Source organism: Centipeda infelix ATCC 43532, from assembly GCF_000234095.1.
Taxonomy (GTDB): domain Bacteria; phylum Bacillota; class Negativicutes; order Selenomonadales; family Selenomonadaceae; genus Centipeda; species Centipeda infelix.
The window spans coordinates 515,790-535,055 of the sequence record NZ_JH376797.1; the positions used below are offsets into that span (position 1 = coordinate 515,790).

Consider the following 19,266-nt stretch of genomic DNA (forward strand, 5'->3'; position numbering starts at 1 on the left):
TATTATCTGCAAGGCAAGCGAAAATCTCTGCCTACATGGGAGGACTGGATCCGGCAAGAAGAAAACAGGCTGGCTCGTGGATGTAAAGTGTGCGGCAAAAAGATAGGGAGCATGAGGCACAGTTACTGCTCGCCAGAATGTAGCAAGATCGGCAAGACGTACAGTACGGCGCTGTCGCATTACCTTGCGGGGACGCGAAGTGAGCCCCCGTCGTGGGAAGACTGGATAAAACTGCATAAGAAATAGAGGGACAGCGTTTCGTGCGCCGTCCCCTCTGTTTTTGTCTACAATTTGTCTACCGTGCCTACAAAAACCTTTGAAAAAAGCTCAAATCATCATTCGTGAAAGATTCTCCTAAAAATTACCGTGAAAGCGCACGATTGCTGGGATTACTGCGAATACCAACAACAAGAAAAAACATTGTAATTCAAGGCTTGAAAAATTCACATATTTTTACACAGCTCTCACGATAAAAGTGCTAGCCCCTCCAACTATCCATAATTACCATTATGGATAGTTGGAGGGGGAAATCACTGTAAAAATTACATATCCGGTCGCATTCCTGTTTTTCCGGCAAACTTATGATAGTTGCCGCCGTTATGTCTCCGCTTCAGTTCTTCGAGCAAATCCTCCGGTGTCATATTGTGGTACGCGAGCAAAACCAAGCAATGATACCAGAGATCTCCCATTTCATAGAGCACATCCTCACGGATGTTATTTTTAGACGCAATAATTGTCTCTGCTGTTTCCTCGCCAAGCTTTTTCAAGATCTTGTCCTGGCCCTTATCAAAGAGATAATTCGTATAGGAACCTTCGACCGGATGCAGACGGCGGCTCTGAATCACCTGATAAAGATCGGACAGAATCTCTGCAAGCGGCATCTCATCTCTCGCATCAACAGGAATAATACTGTTTTCACTGGCAGGATAGAGTTTTCTACCGTTAAAGCATGAATATGTACCCGTATGACAGGCTACACCCGTCTGTTTGACACGCAGCAGAATCGTATCACCATCACAGTCATAGGAAAGTTCCTGCACGCGCTGCACGTTTCCGGAGGTTTCGCCCTTTTTCCACAGCTTCTTGCGGCTGCGGCTGTAGTACCATGCGAATCCCGTTTCCATCGTTTTCTCAAGGGATTCACGGTTCATGTACGCGAGCATGAGGACTTGATTGTTTTCTTCCTGTACTATAACAGGAACAAGTCCGTGTTCGTCAAAATTCACCATTGAAATATCAACACTCATCAGAATCGAACCTCCAGTCCGCGTGACTTCAAATACATCTTCACTTCATTTATGGAAAGTTCTCCATAGTGGAACAACGACGCAGCCAATACGGCATCCGCTTTTCCTTCGGCAAGGACATCATAGAAATGCTCCAATTTTCCGGCACCTCCGGAAGCGATGACGGGTACGTTGACATTTTCCGATACCGCATGCGTGAGTGCAATATCATAACCGTTCTTTGTACCGTCAGCATCCATACTAGTCAACAGGATTTCCCCCGCACCAAGCGCGACAACATCCTTTGCCCAAGAAATACAGTCCATCCCTGTCGGTGTTCTGCCACCGTTGACATAGACCTCCCATGTGTCTATGCCATTACGTCGTGCATCAATTGCAACAACAATACATTGACTTCCGAACCGCAAGGCGCCCTCGCGTATGATTTCCGGATTTTTAACCGCCGCTGTATTGACAGAGATCTTATCCGCCCCTGCGTTCAGCATACGGTGCATATCTTCTAAATTGCGGATTCCACCGCCAACGGTAAGTGGGATAAAAACTTTTGAAGCGCATTCAGATACGACATCGACCATTGTGTTGCGTTCTTCATGTGACGCCGTAATATCCAGAAACACGAGCTCATCCGCACGTTCTTTATCATAACGTTCGGCTAATTCCGTCGGGCTTCCCGCATCCCTTAACCCGACAAAATTCGTCCCCTTGACAACGCGCCCATCCTTGACGTCGAGACATGGAATAATACGCTTTGCAAATGTTTTTCTCAAGACGAAATTCCCCCTTTCAGAAGATGCATTCATCTCAACGAGCTGCGGCAATCGCCTCAGGTAAGGAAAGCGTTCCTTCATAAATGGATTTTCCGGCAATTACACCGATAATACCGTCTTCCTCTCTGATTTTTAAGGCATGAATATCTTCCAATGATTTTACGCCACCGGAAGCGATGACATCTATACCGGACGCTGCCGCCAGCTTTGCCGTTGCCTCAATATTAACACCGGAAAGCGTTCCATCCCGTGCGATATCGGTGTATATAATTGTCTTCAAACCATAGGAAGCAAGCTCTTTCGCCAGTTCGACAGCAGAAATACCGCCCGATATGCCCCACCCGTCCACGGCGGCAATGCCATCCTTCGCATCAATGCCAACAACGATACGATCGCCATAGAGCCGACAAGCCTCTTTTACAAGGTCGCGGTTCTGTACTGCAGCAGATCCAAGAATCACGCGTGTCACACCAAGAGCTAAGGTGTTTTCTATCGTTTCGAGAGTACGAATGCCTCCGCCCAGCTCAACGGGAATTTGAACATTGCCGAGAATCTTCTTGATGACCTCAGTGTTTTTCGGCTTTCCGGCAAGTGCTCCATCAAGATCAACCACATGCAGGCACTCAGCACCCTCCCGCTCCCAACGCAGTGCAATCTCTTCGGGTGCGCTGCTGTAGATTGTTTCCTGTGCAAAGTCGCCTCTGAGGAGACGGACACATTTGCCGTCGCGCAAGTCAATCGCGGGGAAAATAATCATCTGCTTCCCTCCTGTCCGTGACAAATAAAGTTCTGAATGATGTTTAGTCCAATATCCCCCGATTTTTCGGGATGAAATTGTGTTGCCATGATATTTTCGGCAGATATGGATGCTGTAATTTCCTCTCCATAGAAGCAGGTCGATGAAACAATATCCTTATCCTCCGGTACTGCATGATAGCTGTGCACAAAATATACATAGGAACCCTGTGGTACCCCTACAAACAATCCATTATCCCTATGTGCCTGCGCGATATCGAGTGCATTCCAGCCCATATGCGGAATCTTTTCATGCGGTGCAGATATCTTTCGGACACAGCCATCCAGGAAACCAAGCCCCTCTACACCGGAGGATTCTTCACTGCCTGCAAAAAGAATCTGAAGACCGACACAGACGCCAAGCAGCGGCATCTTACGATCAACGCATTCGCGAATGGCAGGGATCAAACCGGATGCCTTGAGCTGCTTCATGCAGTCGCCAAAAGCGCCCACCCCTGGCAGGACGATTTTGTCCGAAGCAAGAATGTCGTCGGCTTTTCCGCTCACACGAACCTTCGCGCCCAATGCAGCAAAGGCCTTCTCAACGCTGAATAAATTTCCGGCTCCGTAGTTTATAATTGTAATCATAGCGTTTCCTTACAGAACACCTTTGGTCGACGGAATCATATCCCCCAGTCGCGCATCCTTCTCTGTGGCGATCCGAAGTGCGTGCGCGACTGCCTTAAATACCGCCTCCACTTTGTGATGTGAGTTCCTTCCGTAGAGAATCTTCACATGAAGCGTGAGCCCCGCATGAAAGGCAAATGCACGCAGGAACTCCTCCGTGAGCTCCGTATCATAGCCGCCGATCATCGGTGTCATCGGCGTATCCCCGGGATCGTAGACAAGAAAGGGACGCCCGCTGATATCCAGAGCCGCCAATACAAGCGTCTCATCCATGGGCAGATAGAACGATCCATACCTTGTAATACCGCGCTTTTCTCCAAGTGCGGCGCAAAATGCCTGCCCCATCGCAATACCGATATCCTCAACAGAATGATGTCCATCGACTTCAATATCGCCATCACATTTTACAGTCAAATCAAAGAGCCCATGAGATGCAAAGAGGGTCAGCATATGATCGAAGAAGCCGATGCCCGTATCAATCTCAGACACGCCCGTTCCGTCCAGTGAGACAGAGACACGCACATCGGTTTCCCCTGTCTTTCGATGTATGTCTGCATTGCGTGTGCTCATGGATTTCCCTCCACAAAAGACTTCATAACACGATATACCGCATCATTTTCATCCGGTCGGCCGATGGAGATACGCAGCATATTCGCCAACTGCGGTGCTTTTCCAAAACTACGTACCCCGATGCCGCATTGGATGAACTCTTCATTGAGTTCCTCTGCATGAGGATAATGAAGCAGAATAAAATTGGTATGAGACGGATAGACGGTTACCCCCGCGAGACGTTCATATTGTTCCCGCATACGCTCACGCTCTGCACAGATCATGTGAATCTGCGGCTCAAACTCCGACCTCATTTGGAACACAGTATCTGCTGTCACCAAGGACAGCACGTTCATATGATATGGCATATAGGTCTTTGCAATCATCTCGATCACATCCCCATGCGCCAACATATAACCGACGCGACATGAGGCAAGCGCATACGCCTTTGAAAAGGTGCGTGCAATCATCATATGCGAATATTTTTTCAGAAGCGGAATGGACGTGTCTCCATAAAACTCGACATATGCTTCATCAATCAGAAAGGCACATGAGATATGCTCCGCAATGTGCTCAATTGCTTCGAGCGGCAACACGCTCCCCGTCGGATTATTCGGGTTGCAGATGACCGCAAGCGAAGCATCATTTTGATTGACCGTCTGAATAAACGCATCTACATCCAGCGTAAAATCATCCCGCAGCGGAACAGGAATCCCCTCTGCATCTGCTGCCGCCGCATAGATTCCATACATGGAGAACGAAGGCGTTGGATAGACAATCTTATGCGCTTTGTTTCCGCCAAATGCATGAAAAACCTTCTCTATGATTTCACTGGAGCCGTTTCCTATGATGACGTTTTCCTGACGATATCCATAGGACTCCCCGATCTGTTCACAGAGCAAATTGTATTCCTCATTGGGATAGCGTGCAAAAGCAACACGCGACAAGCGTGACAGGATACGCTCCTCGACCAAGGGAGGCTGTCCGATATTGGACTCATTTGCATTGACTTTGATACGCCAGTCCAGCTCACACGTGTCGTACTTTGGCATGGACGCCAATCCATCACGGTAGTTCAGCATGTTCTCCCCTCCTGATCTGAATTGCACGCGCATGGGCATCAAGGCCTTCCGTCTCAGCGAGACGGATAATATCATCGCTGACCTCATCCAGAGCTTTTTGCGTATAAGAGATGATACTTGTACGCTTCATAAAGGTCTCAACGTTCAAAACAGAATAAAAGCGTGCAGTCCCCCCCGTTGGCAGCACATGATTTGGACCCGCAAAATAGTCCCCGAGCGGTTCCGGCGAATACGCTCCGACAAAGATCGCACCGGCACATCGAATCTGAGGCAGCATATGGAAAGGATCTTTGATGAGAAGTTCCATATGCTCCGGTCCCGATATATTTGCAAGAACGACTGCCTGCTCCATATTCTCCGTCACGATAATACATCCATTGTCCTCAATCGAGGCACGCGCAATGTCCTTGCGCGGAAGGCTTTCCAGCTGACACTGTACTTCGTTCAGAGTGTGCTCTGCCAAGGCTCGATCATTCGTGATAAGAATGCTTGAAGCAAGCGGATCATGCTCTGCCTGACTGAGGAGGTCGGCTGCAATGTACTTCGGAGAGGCACTGTCATCTGCAAGAATCAGAATCTCGCTTGGCCCTGCAAGCATATCAATATCTACATGACCATATACTTCTTTTTTCGCCAGTGTAACGAAGATATTGCCGGGGCCCGTAATCTTATCGACACGCGGAACACTCTCTGTCCCATATGCCATCGCCGCAATAGCCTGCGCTCCCCCCATTTTGAAGATCTTACGGATACCAAGGAAACGTGCCGCAACGAGAACATACGGATTGATCACACCATCCTTGGTCGGGACAGACATGATAATTTCCTCGACGCCCGCAACCAGTGCCGGAATTGCATTCATCAGAACGGACGAAGGATATGCCGCCGTGCCCCCAGGGACATAGATGCCAACGCGTGAGAGCGGAAGAATCTCCTGCCCAAGGATTGAACCATGTGCGCGGTAGGTCATCCACGAGCGTGGTTTTTGCTCCTCGTGGTAGGAAAAGATATTATCCGCCGCTTTTTTCAGTGATGCCACAACCTTCGGGTCAACACTGTGCTCCGCCACCTGAAATTCTTCCTCGAACACCATCAAATGATCCGATGTCAAATCAACGCAATCCAGTAATTTCGTATAGTGGAAGAGTGCCTGATCGCCCTTCTGACGTACGTCCTGAACAATATGGTGAACCAGCTCTGTCGCAGAAAGATCCGCGCCGAAAAGTTCTTTATTGCGCGCGCGAATACGGTCACTCAGTACAACCTCATCAAATGCCTTCTTCTGAAGCAGTCGCCCCGCTTGTTCCATGCCAATATCTGCAACAGATACGATATTCACCGTACTTCCCCACCTTCCAAAACTTGCTTCAGATCATTTACAATGCGATAAATACGATCAAATTTCAGCTTGAAGCTCACACGGTTGACAATCAGTCGTGCACTCACATCCATGATGTGGGCAATTTCCTCCAAATCGTTTTCGACCAGCGTTGTCCCTGTTTCTACGATATCGACAATGCTCTCCGAAAGCCCCACAAGCGGTCCCAGTTCAATCGATCCGTTGAGTTTTATATACTCCATCTGCATTCCCTGCTGTGCAAAGAATTGCTCTGCAATATGCGGATACTTGGTCGCCACCCGCGTATGTGCATAGTCCAACAGACGGCTGCGGCGTTCTTCCCGTGGAACTGCCATCATCAGCCGGCATTTTCCAAAGCCGAGATCGAGCAGCTCATAAACATCCTGCCCGGACTCCACCAAAACATCCTTGCCAATCACGCCAATATCCGCAGCACCATATTCGACATAGGTCGGGACGTCGGAAGTCTTTGTGATAATGAACCGAACCTTGCATTCATCATTTGATATAATGAGTTTGCGGGATTTTTCACTCAGGTGCTCTGCCGTAACGCCGACCCGCTCAAACAAATTTGCAGAAAGAGAGAACAGCTTTCCTTTTGGCAATGCTATAGTCAGATAATCGTCAACGTATTTCGCCATATAATCCCTTCTCATCCTTTAGTCAATTAAAGAACTAATATTAGTGTATAGTACCACGTTGCTGCCTGTAGGTCAATCCATCAAAAAAGGGTTTTCAACAATCATCGCGAATAATATTTAGAAAATCCATCCATACGTACGAAAAGGAGTCGCAGATGACACTTCAAATACTATCATTTGTGCGATTAAGCGACAAGCAAATGGAGCTGATCCACCAGAGTTATCCGGATTGCACGCTCAGATGCATACGTCCAAAAGACTTGAAAGACGATCTCTCGGATGTCGATATCTTACTGGGATATGATGCGCAGATGGAGATGGAGAAGTATCTCCCCCAAATGCCGCATCTAAAATGGATTCACACATACAGTGCGGGTGTTGAAAAACTGCTCTCGCATGAGGTTTTCTGCCAGTCTGATATATTGCTGACAAATTCACGCGGAATTCACGGCATCCCCATGGCGGAACACGTTCTCGGAACAATGCTCGCGTCCAGCCGCTGTCTCATCGAGGCATGGGAAAATCAAAAGGCACATGTTTGGAAACGGCTGACCGATCCCGATGAGCTGTTTGGTAAGACTGCCGCCATCATCGGCTTGGGAAGCATTGGCAGAGAGGTTGCAAAACACCTCAAAAACATGGGAATGCGGATCGTTGCCGTAAAACAAAAGGAGTCCACAGAACCATTCGTGGACCAGCTGTTCACCATAGATCATCTGTCCGATGCTCTGTCCTGCGCGGATTATATAATCGTTACGCTCCCGCTGACACCTCAGACAAAAAAATTGTTTAACACACATACCTTTCATATGATGAAAGAAAACGCCTTTTTTATCAATGTCTCCCGCGGTGACGTCGTAGAGGAGGACGATTTGGTGGAGGCACTCAGATCGAAATGCATACGGGGTGCTTCTCTGGATGTCTTTGCTGCCGAGCCGCTTTCCGAGGATTCCCCGCTGTGGAATGTTCCGAATCTCTTCATTACACCGCATTACTCTGCAATCTCGCCAATGTATTTGGATCGCTCGCTCAAGATCTTTCGCAACAACTTGCAGATCTTCCCGCAGCGTATCGGAATGCTCAATGTCGTCGATAAAGAACGTGGTTACTGAGCCATTGATTCAATTTTGCGCATCCGCCAGCTTTAATATGGACAGCACCGGAGAATCCTCCGGTGCTGCTTTTTTTTGATGCTGCTCAACAATTGCTGCCTCACGGATATCTCCGATCTCACGTAGTGCCGCTGCTCCGATATAGGGATGGGCAATATGGACATAGAGTGCCGTCCCTATGCGTCCACACACATCACGGGAATCCTTGTGCCGTAAGAAATAAGGAGATACAAAAGGAAAAAACCGATCTGCAAGAACGGCAAATACCTTGCCCCAGATATCCGCCGTCCCTTTGATACGACCGATATCATGAAGCAATGCGCATCGTATCAGCAGGATATACGCATCTGATTCCGAATACCCTTGCTGGGTATAGATTCTTTTTGCCGTAAGAGCGACACGAAAGGCATGGTACTGATCCGCTTCGTGCATTGCATAGAACAATTTTTGCTCTGCTGCACTCAAATAGGATTTAATAAACGTATGTCCTTCCGCATCCAAGCAACCGAACAATGCCCGCAGAAACTGCCGTACACGCTGTTTCATTCAAAATACTCAAGCTGCTCACATCCGCGTTCCGCACGCGAAGATTCCGCTTCCTCATAGGACTGCGAGTGAAGTCCAAGCTCTACGGTATTGCCTACATGACGCAATTCAGATGCCCGATGAATCGCGCTGTCGATGGATGATTCCCCATACCCAATATAGAAGTTCTTGGATGGAGACGGTATGCGCCTCCCCTGGCGTTCAAGCGTCAATAAAAGCCGCTCGATCCCGAGTGCAAATCCCGTTGCCGGCATGGGATGCCCATACTCCGTCAAAAGGCGGTCGTATCGTCCGCCTCCGCATAGGGGGAATCCCAGCCCGGGTGCGTATCCCTCAAAAACCATTCCCGTATAATAGTTGAAATCTCGAATGATGCCCAGATCAAAACAGATATAGTCCGAGAATCCGTAGGATTTCAATATTCGGTATATCTCTTCCAAATTGTCAATGGCAGAGTGACTTTGCTCACTGCGCGGGAAGTCATAAAGTTTTTGAAGGAGATCCTCTTTCCCGTTCAGAAGAGGAAGCTGCTTGATCGCCATCCTATCCTTTTCAGAGAGGGGCAATGCATCAACGATACAATCCATGAGCACGATATCGTGACATTCGATTGCAGACTTCAGCGTCTTTCTTTGCACATCCTCAATCTCAAAATAGGACAAGACAGCATCGAGAAAGGCAATCTGTCCCATGTGAATCTGAAAGTCCTTGATTCCGGACTTCAAAATTGCTTCGATTGCAAGTGCGATAATTTCTGCATCCGAAGCAGGGCTGTCACTCCCCATCAGTTCGACGCCTGCCTGATGAAATTCGCACTGTCGCCCCATCTGGGTCTGCTCCATACGGAACACATTACCAATATAGGATAACTTCAATGGCCTTGGATCATCCTTCAGACGGCTGCTGACAAGACGAACGATCGGCGTCGTCATTTCATTGCGAAGCGCAAGGAGCTTATTTTTGTTGCCGAGCAACATAAAAAGAGAGTTCTCATCCTGCATTCGTGGAGCAAGCGTTTCTAAGTGTTCGATCGTCGGTGTCACAACCTCATGATATCCCCAGCATAGGAACAAGGAGGACAACATATTCTCCATATGGCGCATTGCCGCCGCATCTGCAGGAAGAAGATCGCGCGTGCCATATGGCGTCTCCAAAATCAATTGTTCAGAATTCATCGCTCTTCTCCTTATGAATATCCGCCGTGGAAATGCCTTTTTCCAACACGAGGGTGTATCCATCCGCACCGTAATTCAGGCAGCGTTTCACACGGCTGATGGTTGCAGTGCTGGCACCGGTATGTGCAACAATATCGTCATAGGTATTTCCCTCGTGCAGCATGCGGGCAACGTCCAGACGCTGGGCCATGGCGCGAAGCTCTCCTATTGTGCAGATGTCTTCAAAGAATTGATAGCATTCCTCCATTGTATTCAATGAAAGAATTGCACGACACAGTTGATCGGTCAGATCATCTCTCAATTTCTCATTTACCATTACAGAGCCCTCTCATAAACGCCCCATCCTACCTTGCTATTCATTCACAGTATAGCACAGAATAAGATAGCCGAAAAGTTCAGTCGCATACCCTTTCAAGGCAGAAAATGTAGTGTAATATTTTCCTCATGCCCTGTGATTCGGTCATGCGGCACAGATATACGAACAATTTTTTTGTCTTCAGGCTCCGTGTCAGAATCTGTGATTTCTTCAACGGTAGCCTCAGCAGGCCGACCGCTCAGTTCATATCGGACAATTTGCCCCGGATAGATCCTATTCATATCCTCCGCAGAAATCTCGGCTTCAATCCAGCAGTTCTCCACAAGATCGAGTGTGAGAATCGAAGCTCCACTGTCGATAAGGTCACCTTTTTTTGCGTGGATCTTAGAGACCACACCTTCTCGCACAGCAAAGAAGCCTATTGTCTCCGCATGATCGCGTGCCTTTGCAAGGGTCTCCTCTGACTTTTTCAACTGTTCCTCTGCTGCCTTGAGTGCCGCAGCATTTGGTACGGTCATTTGTCCCCTTCCCATCGTCAGCGCGTTCTTTTCCTGTTCATATGCCGCAGCTGCCTCATTTCTTTTGGCTGCACTGACTGCCCCCATCTCATAGAGTTCGTTCATACGCTCCATACGCATTCGTGCGGCATCCATCCCTTCGGAGGATGCAGGTGTATTCTGAGATGCCACAGCTGCGCCGTATCGAATCTGTTCGACATTCCTTTGTGCAAGCTCGACATTCTTTTGCAAGCGCGCGAGTTCTTCATCCGAAAAGACACTTTGTACCGTAACAAGGAGCATCCCCGCTGTTACATGGTCACCCTCCGAAATATGAAACTCTTGAATGACAGATGTATTCCCTGCCTGCAACTCACTTTGTTCATAGACGATGCGTGCATTTGACAGCGTGAACGCATTCGATGCGTCCATTTTATGCAGCAGAATAAACGACGCACAGAAAACGATAAGCAGCAGACCGATAAGGAATAGGTACACTCTCTTTTTTAGCAGCTCGGTGATGTCATTTTCCATGAAAACCCTTCTAAAAAATATGGCTGTCAACCAGTGACAGCCATAGACCAATACGTTTATTCGGCTGAGACCTGCTGACGGATCACAGCAACTGCCTCTTCAAATGCCTGCGGGAGTTTTTCGGGATTCTTGCCACCCGCCTGCGCCATATCGGGACGTCCGCCGCCCCCGCCGCCGACCGCTTTTGCAGCCGCCTTAATGATATTGCCCGCATGAGCCCCGCGTTTTACGGCATCCTTATCCGCCTTGACGACAAGGCTGACCTTATCGTCAATAACAGCTCCAAGGACGACAATACCTATCTCAAGTTTCTCACACGTCAAATCTGCAATGTTACGAAGTTCATCCATCGCATCCACATTGGCTTTTCCAAGGACTACATGGAAGTTCCCAATCTCTTGAACCCCCATAAGCAGCTTCTGTGCATCTGCCTGATCACGGAACTCAGCAAAACTGCGCAGCTGTTCCTGCATGCTCTTGCGCTCACTCATAAACTTATCGACCTGAGCACAAAGTTCCTCGGGTCTCGTCTTCAGTTTATGCGCAATTTCCTGAACAGTCCTTGCCATCTCTGCCGCATATGCACATGCAGCACGCCCGGTAATCGCCTCGATGCGGCGCACCCCCGCAGCGACACCCGACTCACTGACAATCTTGAACAAACCAATTTGTCCTGTATTCGTCACATGAGAACCGCCGCAAAGCTCGATGCTAAAGTCTGGAACACGAACAACACGAACAATATCACCGTACTTCTCTCCGAAGAGTGCCATAGCCCCCAGTGCCTTCGCCTCATCAATCGGCATCATGGAGATATGAAGATCGGTTGACCGCAGGATCTCCTCATTGACCAATTCCTCGACATCACGCAGCTGCTGCTCGCTCACAGGCTCAAAATTCGTGAAATCAAAGCGCAGCCGTTCCGGTGTGACAAGAGAGCCCGCCTGCTGAACATGATCGCCGACAACGCGCCGAAGTGCCGCCTGCAGGAGATGTGTCGCCGTATGATTTCGCGCGGATGAGAGTTTTTTCTTGGTATCAAGTCCAATCTCTACTGTGTCACCACACTGTATCTGCCCTTCTTCGACATAGGCAAGATGATAGACTGTTCCATCAGGGAGTCTCTTTGCATTGCTGACGGTGAGATACCCTAGATCACTGCGAAGGATACCTTCATCGCCAACCTGTCCGCCACCTTCTGCATGAAACGGCGTCGTGCTCAGGATAATACCGGCACTCTCACCATCGCGCAGTGAATCAACAAGTTCGCCATCACGCCAAATCGCAACAACTACAGCAGTTGTGGCCGTGGCATCCTCCGTGAGGCTTCCGGTATCGATGCCCGAAAGATCCGGAACAGCAACCGCCTGATTTTCTCCGCGTGCACTTCTTGCACGCGTGCGCTGCTTCTCCATCTCACGGTGAAAGCCTTCATCATCCAAGGTGATTCCATGTTCGTGAAGAATCTCCTCGGTGAGTTCCCGCGGGAATCCATAGGTATCGTAGAGCTTGAAACCAATCTCACCATTCAGAACAGTCTCATGCACATCCTTCAGACGGGTGACCTCTTCATTCAAAAGCTCAATCCCCTGCGCCAGCGTAGAGGCAAACCGATCCTCTTCCACACGGATCACGCGTTTGATATAATCCTGTTTTGTCAGGAGCTCGCTAAAATCCTTTGCATCGCGGAAAATCTCAACGACTGCATCCACCGTGCCGTCAAGGAATGGCTTTGTGATCCCAAGCATACGTCCATGGCGGATTGCACGACGGAGCGTACGACGCAGAACGTAACCGCGCCCCTCATTCGACGGAAGGATTCCGTCCATAATCATGATGGCAACAGAGCGCGCATGATCTGCAATGACTTTGAGCGAAATATCCTTTTTCGGATCCACACCATAGGCTATACCCGAAATCTTAGATGTGTATTCGATGATCGGATAGAGGAGATCTGTCTCAAAGTTTGTTCTCTTGTTCTGAACGACCGAGGCAAGCCGCTCCAAGCCGCAACCAGTATCAATATTCTTGTGTGCAAGGAGATTATACTCCCCCTCCTCCGTACGATCATACTGCGTAAACACAAGATTCCAGATCTCGAGGAAGCGGTCACAGTCACAGCCAATCCCACAGGTCGGTTCACCACAGCCACGTTCCTCACCGAGATCAATGTAGATCTCAGAATCCGGACCGCAGGGACCTGGTCCGATCTCCCAGAAGTTATCTTCCAACGCAACAATATGATCCGGCAGCACATCTGTCTCTGACAGCCATATGGAGCGCGCCTCATCATCCTCGGGATAAATGGAAACCCAAAGTTTATCTTTTGGAAGTTCAATAACCTCTGTCAGGAATTCCCACGCCCACGGAATCGCCTCCTTCTTGAAGTAATCACCGAAAGAGAAGTTTCCAAGCATCTCAAAAAAGGTCTGATGACGTGCTGTACGTCCGACATTCTCGATATCACCTGTACGAACAGAACGCTGACAGGTGGTAATACGAGGACGTGGAGGTTTCACCTTACCAGTAAAAAAAGGCTTCAGAGGTGCCATACCGGCGCCAATCAAAAGAAGCGTAGGATCGTTTTCCGGCACAAGGGAGTAACTGGGCAAACGAAGGTGGCCCTTTTTTTCTGCGAAAAACTGCAAATACGCTTCTCGCAGTTCATTTCCGGTCATATTCTTCAACGTAATCGCCCTCCTAAAATCACGTTCATCAAGAACTTGAGTGTGCGTAAGTATAGCATAAAATCAAGAAAAAATATAGAAATCCCAGCATCACAAATCGGTATACATGATACGTCGCCCCACATCACATGAGACTTTTTACCAATTCTTTTGCCTGTTCTGATGTCATAAGGATTTCCCGAGGCTTATTACCGCCGGCACTTGGGCCGATGATCCGCAATTCCTCCATTGTATCGACCAGACGTGCTGCTCTCGTATAGCCAACACCGAGCCTGCGCTGAATATTGGATGAAGATGCTTGACCCGTGGACATGACGAGTTCCACCGCATTGGGAAGAAGTTCATCATACCGCACAGAAACCTCATCTGCATCTGCACGTTCGTCTTCCGCCGCCTCATTCTCCATAAAGTCGATCAGTTCCTCATTCTCACTGATCTCCTGTCCCTGTGCACGGATGAAGTCCAGCAGCATTTCAACCTCTTCATCGCTGATAAATGCTCCCTGCACGCGAATCGGCTTCGGAGCCCCCTGCGGAGAAAAAAGCATATCGCCTTTCCCAAGAAGAGTCTCTGCTCCACCGCGATCCAATATCGTACGCGAATCTACCTGTGACGAAACCGCAAACGAAATACGCGACGGAAGATTTGCCTTGATAATTCCCGTGATAACATTGACCGATGGACGCTGCGTTGCAAGGATCATGTGAATTCCCGCCGCACGTGCTTTTTGCAGGATACGGCAGATGGCATCCTCCACGTCCTTTGGCGATACCATCATCAGATCTGCCAGCTCATCGATGACAATGACGATAAGAGGGAGCTTTTCCTCCGGATACCGGCGGTTGAAAGACTTGATGTCACGAACACCGTGATTTGCGAAGATCGAATAGCGTTTTTCCATCTCCTGTACTGCCCAATTCAGGACAGAGGACGCTTTTTTTCGGATCGGTCACAACGGGAACCATGAGATGGGGAATCCCGTTGTAATTCGAGAGTTCCACCATCTTCGGATCGATCAGGATGAGCTTTACTTCATCGGGGGTTGCCTTAAACAGGATGCTCGAAATCAAGGTGTTGATGCAGACGGATTTTCCCGAACCTGTTGCACCTGCAACCAGGAGATGCGGCATTTTTCCGATATCCGCAAAAATGGCTTTTCCGCTGATATCCATACCAAGACCAACGGTAAGCTTAGACGAAGCCTCCTGAAACTGCGGATTCTCCAAAACCTCGCGGAGCTGAACGCTTTCTAACGTGCGATTTGGAATCTCAATGCCGATGGCAGCCTTTCCCGGAACCGGCTCAATACGAACCGAGGAGGTCGCAAGCTGCAGTGCAATGTCCTCGGCAAGATTCGTGATCTTGCTCACCTTCACCCCGGGTGCAGGTTCAAGGTCATATCGTGTTACTGCAGGACCGTGACAGAAGCTGACAACCTTTGCATTCACATGAAAGCTCTCAAGTGTATGCTGTAAAACATGTGCATTTTCCTTGATTTCCTGTGCCAGCGTATCATTCTCTTTCTTGATGTGTTTGGAAAGAATATGCGTGACCTTGGGAAGCTCATAAGGACACTCACCCGTCTCATCGGCGATGGCGGAAGTTGGTGTCACAGGAGGCGGAGAAGCGAGCGAAACGACAGGTTCTTCCCCTGAAAGGAGATCGGTTACATCCACATGTCCCTCAGTCTCATCGCCCGCCTCTTCCTCCACAGGTATGCACTCCTCCATTACGATGGAAGCCTTTTCCACAGGCATAACAGGCATATCATCCTGTGTTTCAATTTCCCGTTCATAGTCAAAGAGAATCGGTGTCCGAGCCTCCTGCTCTTCCTCTATAGGAATTGGCTCTGCTGCCGAAACAGGAACATCATGTACCTGCACAGGCTCTGGTTCATGCACCTCATTTTCTTCATGGGGAACAGATTGTGCTTCCGATTCAAGCGGTGGTGTTTCCACGTTATCTTCCATAGCTGGATGGTCAGGTTCTTTGTGTTCCTCTGCAAACATGGGATCGTTTGCCTGATTATACGGAACGGCGGACAGCGTATCATGGACAATCGCCGATGTTTTTGTTTCAATTTTCTCTGCCGCCACGCTCACCTTTTCGCGCGTCGTTTGAAGGGCTGCCCCCGCTGCATTTGCTCCTTTTTTTGCCTGTTCTTTCGTTTTCATATAGCCGGAGGCAAGCGACCATGTCGTAGCCAAAAGAACCGATCCGACAATGATGGTACTCAGCAAAATAATTGCGCCATCCACACCAAAGCAGGCCCGGAGGAGGAAGAGAAGCCCACCGCCGACCAATCCCCCGCCATCTGCAAGATTCTGCGGGAGTATCTCCTCGTCAACAGGAACAACAACGTGATGCCATATGGCAAGAAGTGAAATGAACAAGCCGATGACACCAAAGAATTTTTTTGTATAGAGCAGCCCGCGATGGTGTATGATGTATTGCAGGCTTATGAGGGCGATGATCAAAAGAGCGAAGGGGGCTCCCCAACCAAAGAGATAGCGAAAGAAGTCCGCGAAAAAGAATCCGACAAAACCAACATTCAGTCCGAGAGTCCCAACCCCTGAAATCAGAGCAAACGCAAGAAGGATAAGACCAATGAGTTCATACTTCCGTCCTGATCCGTTTGGCGCCGTACTCCTCCGTTTGGCGGAAACAGACCGCGACGTTCGTCGGCCAGAACTTTTCTTGCCCAACAACAATCCCTCCATATCACATTATGCCCCCGCCCTAAGAGAGCGGAGGCATAGCAAATGAAATCACCTTTGTCTACGGTACATCAGTATACTATTTTGTCAGGCGATCTGCAACTTTTTGTGCTTCAAACAGGATGTGTTCTTCATCCAAGGTCGTGAGTGCACCATTCTCCATGAGGAGCTTTCCATCCACCATCACCGCGTCAACAGATGAGGATTTCGCAGCGTACGCAAGGAGTGACACGGGGTTGTAGCACGGCGTCCATGCCGCCCCGTGCATGGAGAAGAGTACAATATCCGCCTTATCCCCCGCCTGCAGACGACCAACATCACGAAGGGAAAGTGCCTGTGCACCGTACTCCGTCCCCATCTTGACCGCAGTGAGTGCAGGAACGGCGAGCGGATCAAGCGTATGAACCTTGTGCATCAGAGCTGCTAACTGTACTTCGTCCAGCATATCCAGATTGTTGTTGCTGGATGCCCCATCTGTACCGAGTGCGACACAGATGCCCTCTTCCAACAAACGAGGCACGGGGGCTGTTCCGCTGGCGAGCTTCATATTGCTGCCGGGATTATGTGCAACACGGATCTGGTACTTCTTGATGATATCGATATCCTCATCATCCAGATGCACACAGTGCGCCGCAAGCGTTCCATTCTCAAACAGACCTGTCGAAGCAACATGGGCAAACGGCCGCTTGCCATATTCCTTTAGACAGTTCTCGATCTCACCCACGGTCTCCGACATATGGATATGAACCTCAGCACCAAGTGCCTGTGCCTTAGCAGCAATCTTTTTCAAGTAGTCCGGCGGGCAGGTATAGAGAGCGTGGGGGCCAAACATAACGGTAATGCGCCCCTGTGCCGCTCCATGATAGTTCTCATAGAGTGCAGCATTCTCCTCCAGCTTCTTGTCACTGTCAGGCGCAACACCAATAAGACCACGCGAAAGCACACCGCGCAAACCTGAGACCTCAACGACCTCGGCAACGCGCTCCATATCCGGTCCGTACATATCGGCAAACGCCGTCGTACCACTGCGGATCATTTCGACCGCCGCAAGCATTGCACCCCAGTAGATATCATCCGAACGCAGCTTTGCTTCGATCGGCCAGATCATCTGCTCCAGCCAATCCATGAGCTTCATATCGTCCGCATAGCTGCGCAGGAGTGTCATGGACGCGTGTGTATGAGCGTTGACAAATCCGGGAATTGCAAAATGCTGCGTTCCATCAATAACCTTGTCCGCTTGAAAGTTCTCCGGAACGTCTCCCACAGCCGCAATCCGATCATCGATAACAGCAATGTTGGCAACTGGAGTTGTCCCGTCAGGCAAAAGGACGATGGCATTTTTGATCAGCGTATTCAATACAGTCTCTCCTATGCCAGCCCGAGGTATTCTTTTTGATCCGCGCTGAGTTCATCGATGGTGACACCAAGAGAATTCAACTTGATATTTGCGATCTCAACGTTGATCTCATCCGGCATCAGATGAACCCCCTTCTTCATTTCTTTTCCATGCCGCATTAGATGAAGAGCAGAGAAGAACTGTACGCCAAAGGAAAGATCCATGATCTCAGCAGGATGCCCGTCTCCCGCTGCGAGGTTGACCAGTCGCCCCTCTGCCAAGAGATAGAGACGACGCCCATCCGGCTGGACGAACTCCCTGATATTCTCGCGCACGACTTTATTGGATGCCGAGCCCTCGGTCAGCTCCGGAATGTTGATCTCAACATCGAAGTGTCCGGAGTTCGCCATCATAGCTCCGTCCTTCATCACATCGAAGTGACGCTTGCAGAGGATGTCCTTATTGCCCGTAAGCGTCAGGAAGATGTCGCCCACCTTTGCCGCCTCGTCCATCGGCATGACATAGAAACCGTCAAAGACCGCCTCAATCGCCTTGATGGGATCGACTTCCGTGATGATAACATTTGCGCCAAGTCCGCGTGCACGCATCGCTCCGCCCTTGCCGCACCATCCGTATCCTGCGATAACGACCGTCTTCCCCGCTATGACGAGGTTCGTCGTACGCATGATGCCGTCCCATGTGGACTGGCCCGTCCCATAGCGGTTGTCAAAGAGATACTTGCAGTATGCGTCATTTGCCGCAATCATCGGGAACTCAAGCTTGCCCTGACGCTCCAACGCCTTTAGGCGATGTACGCCCGTCGTCGTTTCCTCCGAGCCGCCAATGAGTCCGGGAAGAAGATCACGCCGCGTCGTATGGAGCATATCGACCAGATCCCCGCCGTCATCAATGACAATGTCCGGCTTGATATCGAGTGCTTTATTGAGAAATACGGAATATTCTTCCTCCGTGCAGCCATGCCACGCGAAGACATGAATTCCTTCTTCGACAAGCGCAGCCGCAACATCATCCTGTGTGGACAGCGGATTGCTGCCCGTAACAGCAACCTCTGCGCCGGCATGCTTGAAGATCGTGGCCATGTAGGCCGTCTTCGCCTCAAGGTGCAGGGTAATGACCATCTTGATGCCGGCGAACGGCTTCGTGACTGAATACTCCTTGTCGGCTGCCGCCATCACCGGCATAAAACGTTTGACCCAGTCAATCTTTGCGTGACCGGATGGTGCCAGTGCAATATCCCGAATCATCGACTCCATCATA

At 49.6% G+C, this 19,266-nt stretch carries 18 protein-coding genes; 1 reads left to right on the top strand and 17 read right to left on the bottom strand.

The window, feature by feature from the left end; all coding sequences use genetic code 11:
• Nucleotides 1–542: 542 nt before the first annotated feature.
• Genes hisIE through hisG form a run of 8 tightly spaced genes read right to left on the bottom strand, consistent with a single transcriptional unit; the run spans nt 543 to nt 7,068 of the window.
• Entirely contained in the window at nt 543–1,247 is a 705-nt protein-coding gene (hisIE, locus tag HMPREF9334_RS02635) for a bifunctional phosphoribosyl-AMP cyclohydrolase/phosphoribosyl-ATP diphosphatase HisIE (protein WP_006691948.1), read from the bottom strand.
• Nucleotides 1,247–2,047, bottom strand: coding sequence for an imidazole glycerol phosphate synthase subunit HisF (gene hisF / locus HMPREF9334_RS02640; protein ID WP_006691949.1), 801 nt, complete (start codon nt 2,045–2,047; stop codon nt 1,247–1,249). The genes hisIE and hisF overlap by 1 nt, the downstream gene beginning before the upstream one ends.
• A 1-nt stretch (nt 2,048) precedes the next feature.
• Nucleotides 2,049–2,771: a 1-(5-phosphoribosyl)-5-[(5-phosphoribosylamino)methylideneamino]imidazole-4-carboxamide isomerase gene (gene hisA, locus HMPREF9334_RS02645; protein ID WP_006691950.1), complete on the bottom strand. Its 723-nt coding sequence runs from the start codon at nt 2,769–2,771 to the stop codon at nt 2,049–2,051.
• Nucleotides 2,768–3,397: an imidazole glycerol phosphate synthase subunit HisH gene (gene hisH / locus HMPREF9334_RS02650; protein ID WP_006691951.1), complete on the bottom strand. Its 630-nt coding sequence runs from the start codon at nt 3,395–3,397 to the stop codon at nt 2,768–2,770. Before hisH ends, hisA begins: the two co-directional genes overlap by 4 nt.
• Before the next feature lie 9 nt (nt 3,398–3,406).
• Nucleotides 3,407–4,006 (bottom strand): imidazoleglycerol-phosphate dehydratase HisB, encoded by a 600-nt coding sequence (gene hisB, locus HMPREF9334_RS02655; protein ID WP_006691952.1) that lies wholly within the window; start codon nt 4,004–4,006, stop codon nt 3,407–3,409.
• Nucleotides 4,003–5,067 (bottom strand): histidinol-phosphate transaminase, encoded by a 1,065-nt coding sequence (gene hisC / locus HMPREF9334_RS02660; RefSeq protein WP_006691953.1) that lies wholly within the window; start codon nt 5,065–5,067, stop codon nt 4,003–4,005. The genes hisB and hisC overlap by 4 nt, the downstream gene beginning before the upstream one ends.
• On the bottom strand, nt 5,051–6,406 hold the full coding sequence (gene hisD / locus HMPREF9334_RS02665) for a histidinol dehydrogenase (RefSeq protein WP_006691954.1): 1,356 nt from the start codon (nt 6,404–6,406) through the stop codon (nt 5,051–5,053). Before hisD ends, hisC begins: the two co-directional genes overlap by 17 nt.
• Nucleotides 6,403–7,068 carry an ATP phosphoribosyltransferase gene (gene hisG / locus HMPREF9334_RS02670; protein WP_006691955.1) on the bottom strand — a complete coding sequence of 222 codons (666 nt, stop codon included), beginning with the start codon at nt 7,066–7,068 and terminating at the stop codon, nt 6,403–6,405. The genes hisD and hisG overlap by 4 nt, the downstream gene beginning before the upstream one ends.
• Nucleotides 7,069–7,223: 155 nt before the next feature.
• Here hisG and HMPREF9334_RS02675 point away from each other — a divergent pair, with 155 nt between their 5' ends.
• Nucleotides 7,224–8,180: a D-2-hydroxyacid dehydrogenase gene (locus HMPREF9334_RS02675; protein WP_006691956.1), complete on the top strand. Its 957-nt coding sequence runs from the start codon at nt 7,224–7,226 to the stop codon at nt 8,178–8,180.
• A gap of 9 nt (nt 8,181–8,189) precedes the next feature.
• On the opposite strand, the gene HMPREF9334_RS02680 is transcribed toward HMPREF9334_RS02675, so the two are convergent.
• The 9 genes from HMPREF9334_RS02680 to HMPREF9334_RS02715 all read right to left on the bottom strand — a co-directional run bounded on the left by HMPREF9334_RS02680 (nt 8,190) and on the right by HMPREF9334_RS02715 (nt 19,262).
• Nucleotides 8,190–8,726, bottom strand: coding sequence for an HD domain-containing protein (locus HMPREF9334_RS02680; protein WP_006691957.1), 537 nt, complete (start codon nt 8,724–8,726; stop codon nt 8,190–8,192).
• On the bottom strand, nt 8,723–9,901 hold the full coding sequence (gene hisZ / locus HMPREF9334_RS02685) for an ATP phosphoribosyltransferase regulatory subunit (protein ID WP_006691958.1): 1,179 nt from the start codon (nt 9,899–9,901) through the stop codon (nt 8,723–8,725). The genes HMPREF9334_RS02680 and hisZ overlap by 4 nt, the downstream gene beginning before the upstream one ends.
• Nucleotides 9,891–10,217: a YerC/YecD family TrpR-related protein gene (locus HMPREF9334_RS02690; RefSeq protein WP_006691959.1), complete on the bottom strand. Its 327-nt coding sequence runs from the start codon at nt 10,215–10,217 to the stop codon at nt 9,891–9,893. The genes hisZ and HMPREF9334_RS02690 overlap by 11 nt, the downstream gene beginning before the upstream one ends.
• Before the next feature lie 95 nt (nt 10,218–10,312).
• Nucleotides 10,313–11,299 (bottom strand): HlyD family secretion protein, encoded by a 987-nt coding sequence (locus HMPREF9334_RS02695; protein WP_245535208.1) that lies wholly within the window; start codon nt 11,297–11,299, stop codon nt 10,313–10,315.
• Nucleotides 11,300–11,304: 5 nt separating this feature from the next.
• On the bottom strand, nt 11,305–13,926 hold the full coding sequence (gene alaS / locus HMPREF9334_RS02700) for an alanine--tRNA ligase (protein ID WP_006691961.1): 2,622 nt from the start codon (nt 13,924–13,926) through the stop codon (nt 11,305–11,307).
• Between the two features lie 133 nt (nt 13,927–14,059).
• Nucleotides 14,060–14,836, bottom strand: a complete 777-nt coding sequence (locus tag HMPREF9334_RS12870) for a DNA translocase FtsK (RefSeq protein ID WP_006691962.1) — start codon at nt 14,834–14,836, stop codon at nt 14,060–14,062.
• A complete protein-coding gene (locus HMPREF9334_RS02705) occupies nt 14,793–16,655 on the bottom strand; it encodes a DNA translocase FtsK 4TM domain-containing protein (protein WP_006691963.1) in 1,863 nt (620 codons plus the stop codon). Before HMPREF9334_RS02705 ends, HMPREF9334_RS12870 begins: the two co-directional genes overlap by 44 nt.
• A 76-nt stretch (nt 16,656–16,731) precedes the next feature.
• Nucleotides 16,732–18,009, bottom strand: a complete 1,278-nt coding sequence (locus tag HMPREF9334_RS02710) for an amidohydrolase (protein ID WP_006691964.1) — start codon at nt 18,007–18,009, stop codon at nt 16,732–16,734.
• 11 nt (nt 18,010–18,020) lie between these two features.
• Nucleotides 18,021–19,262, bottom strand: a complete 1,242-nt coding sequence (locus tag HMPREF9334_RS02715; protein ID WP_006691965.1) for an adenosylhomocysteinase — start codon at nt 19,260–19,262, stop codon at nt 18,021–18,023.
• Nucleotides 19,263–19,266: the final 4 nt, after the last annotated feature.

What these genes read in the sequence shown, in the direction of transcription:
- HMPREF9334_RS02690 (WP_006691959.1), bottom strand. Translation starts at nt 10,217, where the DNA reads ATGGTAAATGAGAAATTGAGAGATGATCTGACCGATCAACTGTGTCGT.
- hisG (WP_006691955.1), bottom strand. Translation starts at nt 7,068, where the DNA reads ATGGCGAAATACGTTGACGATTATCTGACTATAGCATTGCCAAAAGGA.
- hisB (WP_006691952.1), bottom strand. Translation starts at nt 4,006, where the DNA reads ATGAGCACACGCAATGCAGACATACATCGAAAGACAGGGGAAACCGAT.
- alaS (WP_006691961.1), bottom strand. Translation starts at nt 13,926, where the DNA reads ATGACCGGAAATGAACTGCGAGAAGCGTATTTGCAGTTTTTCGCAGAA.
- HMPREF9334_RS02680 (WP_006691957.1), bottom strand. Translation starts at nt 8,726, where the DNA reads ATGAAACAGCGTGTACGGCAGTTTCTGCGGGCATTGTTCGGTTGCTTG.
- HMPREF9334_RS02705 (WP_006691963.1), bottom strand. Translation starts at nt 16,655, where the DNA reads ATGGAGGGATTGTTGTTGGGCAAGAAAAGTTCTGGCCGACGAACGTCG.
- hisIE (WP_006691948.1), bottom strand. Translation starts at nt 1,247, where the DNA reads ATGAGTGTTGATATTTCAATGGTGAATTTTGACGAACACGGACTTGTT.
- hisZ (WP_006691958.1), bottom strand. Translation starts at nt 9,901, where the DNA reads ATGAATTCTGAACAATTGATTTTGGAGACGCCATATGGCACGCGCGAT.
- hisH (WP_006691951.1), bottom strand. Translation starts at nt 3,397, where the DNA reads ATGATTACAATTATAAACTACGGAGCCGGAAATTTATTCAGCGTTGAG.
- hisC (WP_006691953.1), bottom strand. Translation starts at nt 5,067, where the DNA reads ATGCTGAACTACCGTGATGGATTGGCGTCCATGCCAAAGTACGACACG.
- hisA (WP_006691950.1), bottom strand. Translation starts at nt 2,771, where the DNA reads ATGATTATTTTCCCCGCGATTGACTTGCGCGACGGCAAATGTGTCCGT.
- HMPREF9334_RS02715 (WP_006691965.1), bottom strand. Translation starts at nt 19,262, where the DNA reads ATGGAGTCGATGATTCGGGATATTGCACTGGCACCATCCGGTCACGCA.
- HMPREF9334_RS12870 (WP_006691962.1), bottom strand. Translation starts at nt 14,836, where the DNA reads ATGGAAAAACGCTATTCGATCTTCGCAAATCACGGTGTTCGTGACATC.
- HMPREF9334_RS02675 (WP_006691956.1), top strand. Translation starts at nt 7,224, where the DNA reads ATGACACTTCAAATACTATCATTTGTGCGATTAAGCGACAAGCAAATG.
- hisF (WP_006691949.1), bottom strand. Translation starts at nt 2,047, where the DNA reads ATGAATGCATCTTCTGAAAGGGGGAATTTCGTCTTGAGAAAAACATTT.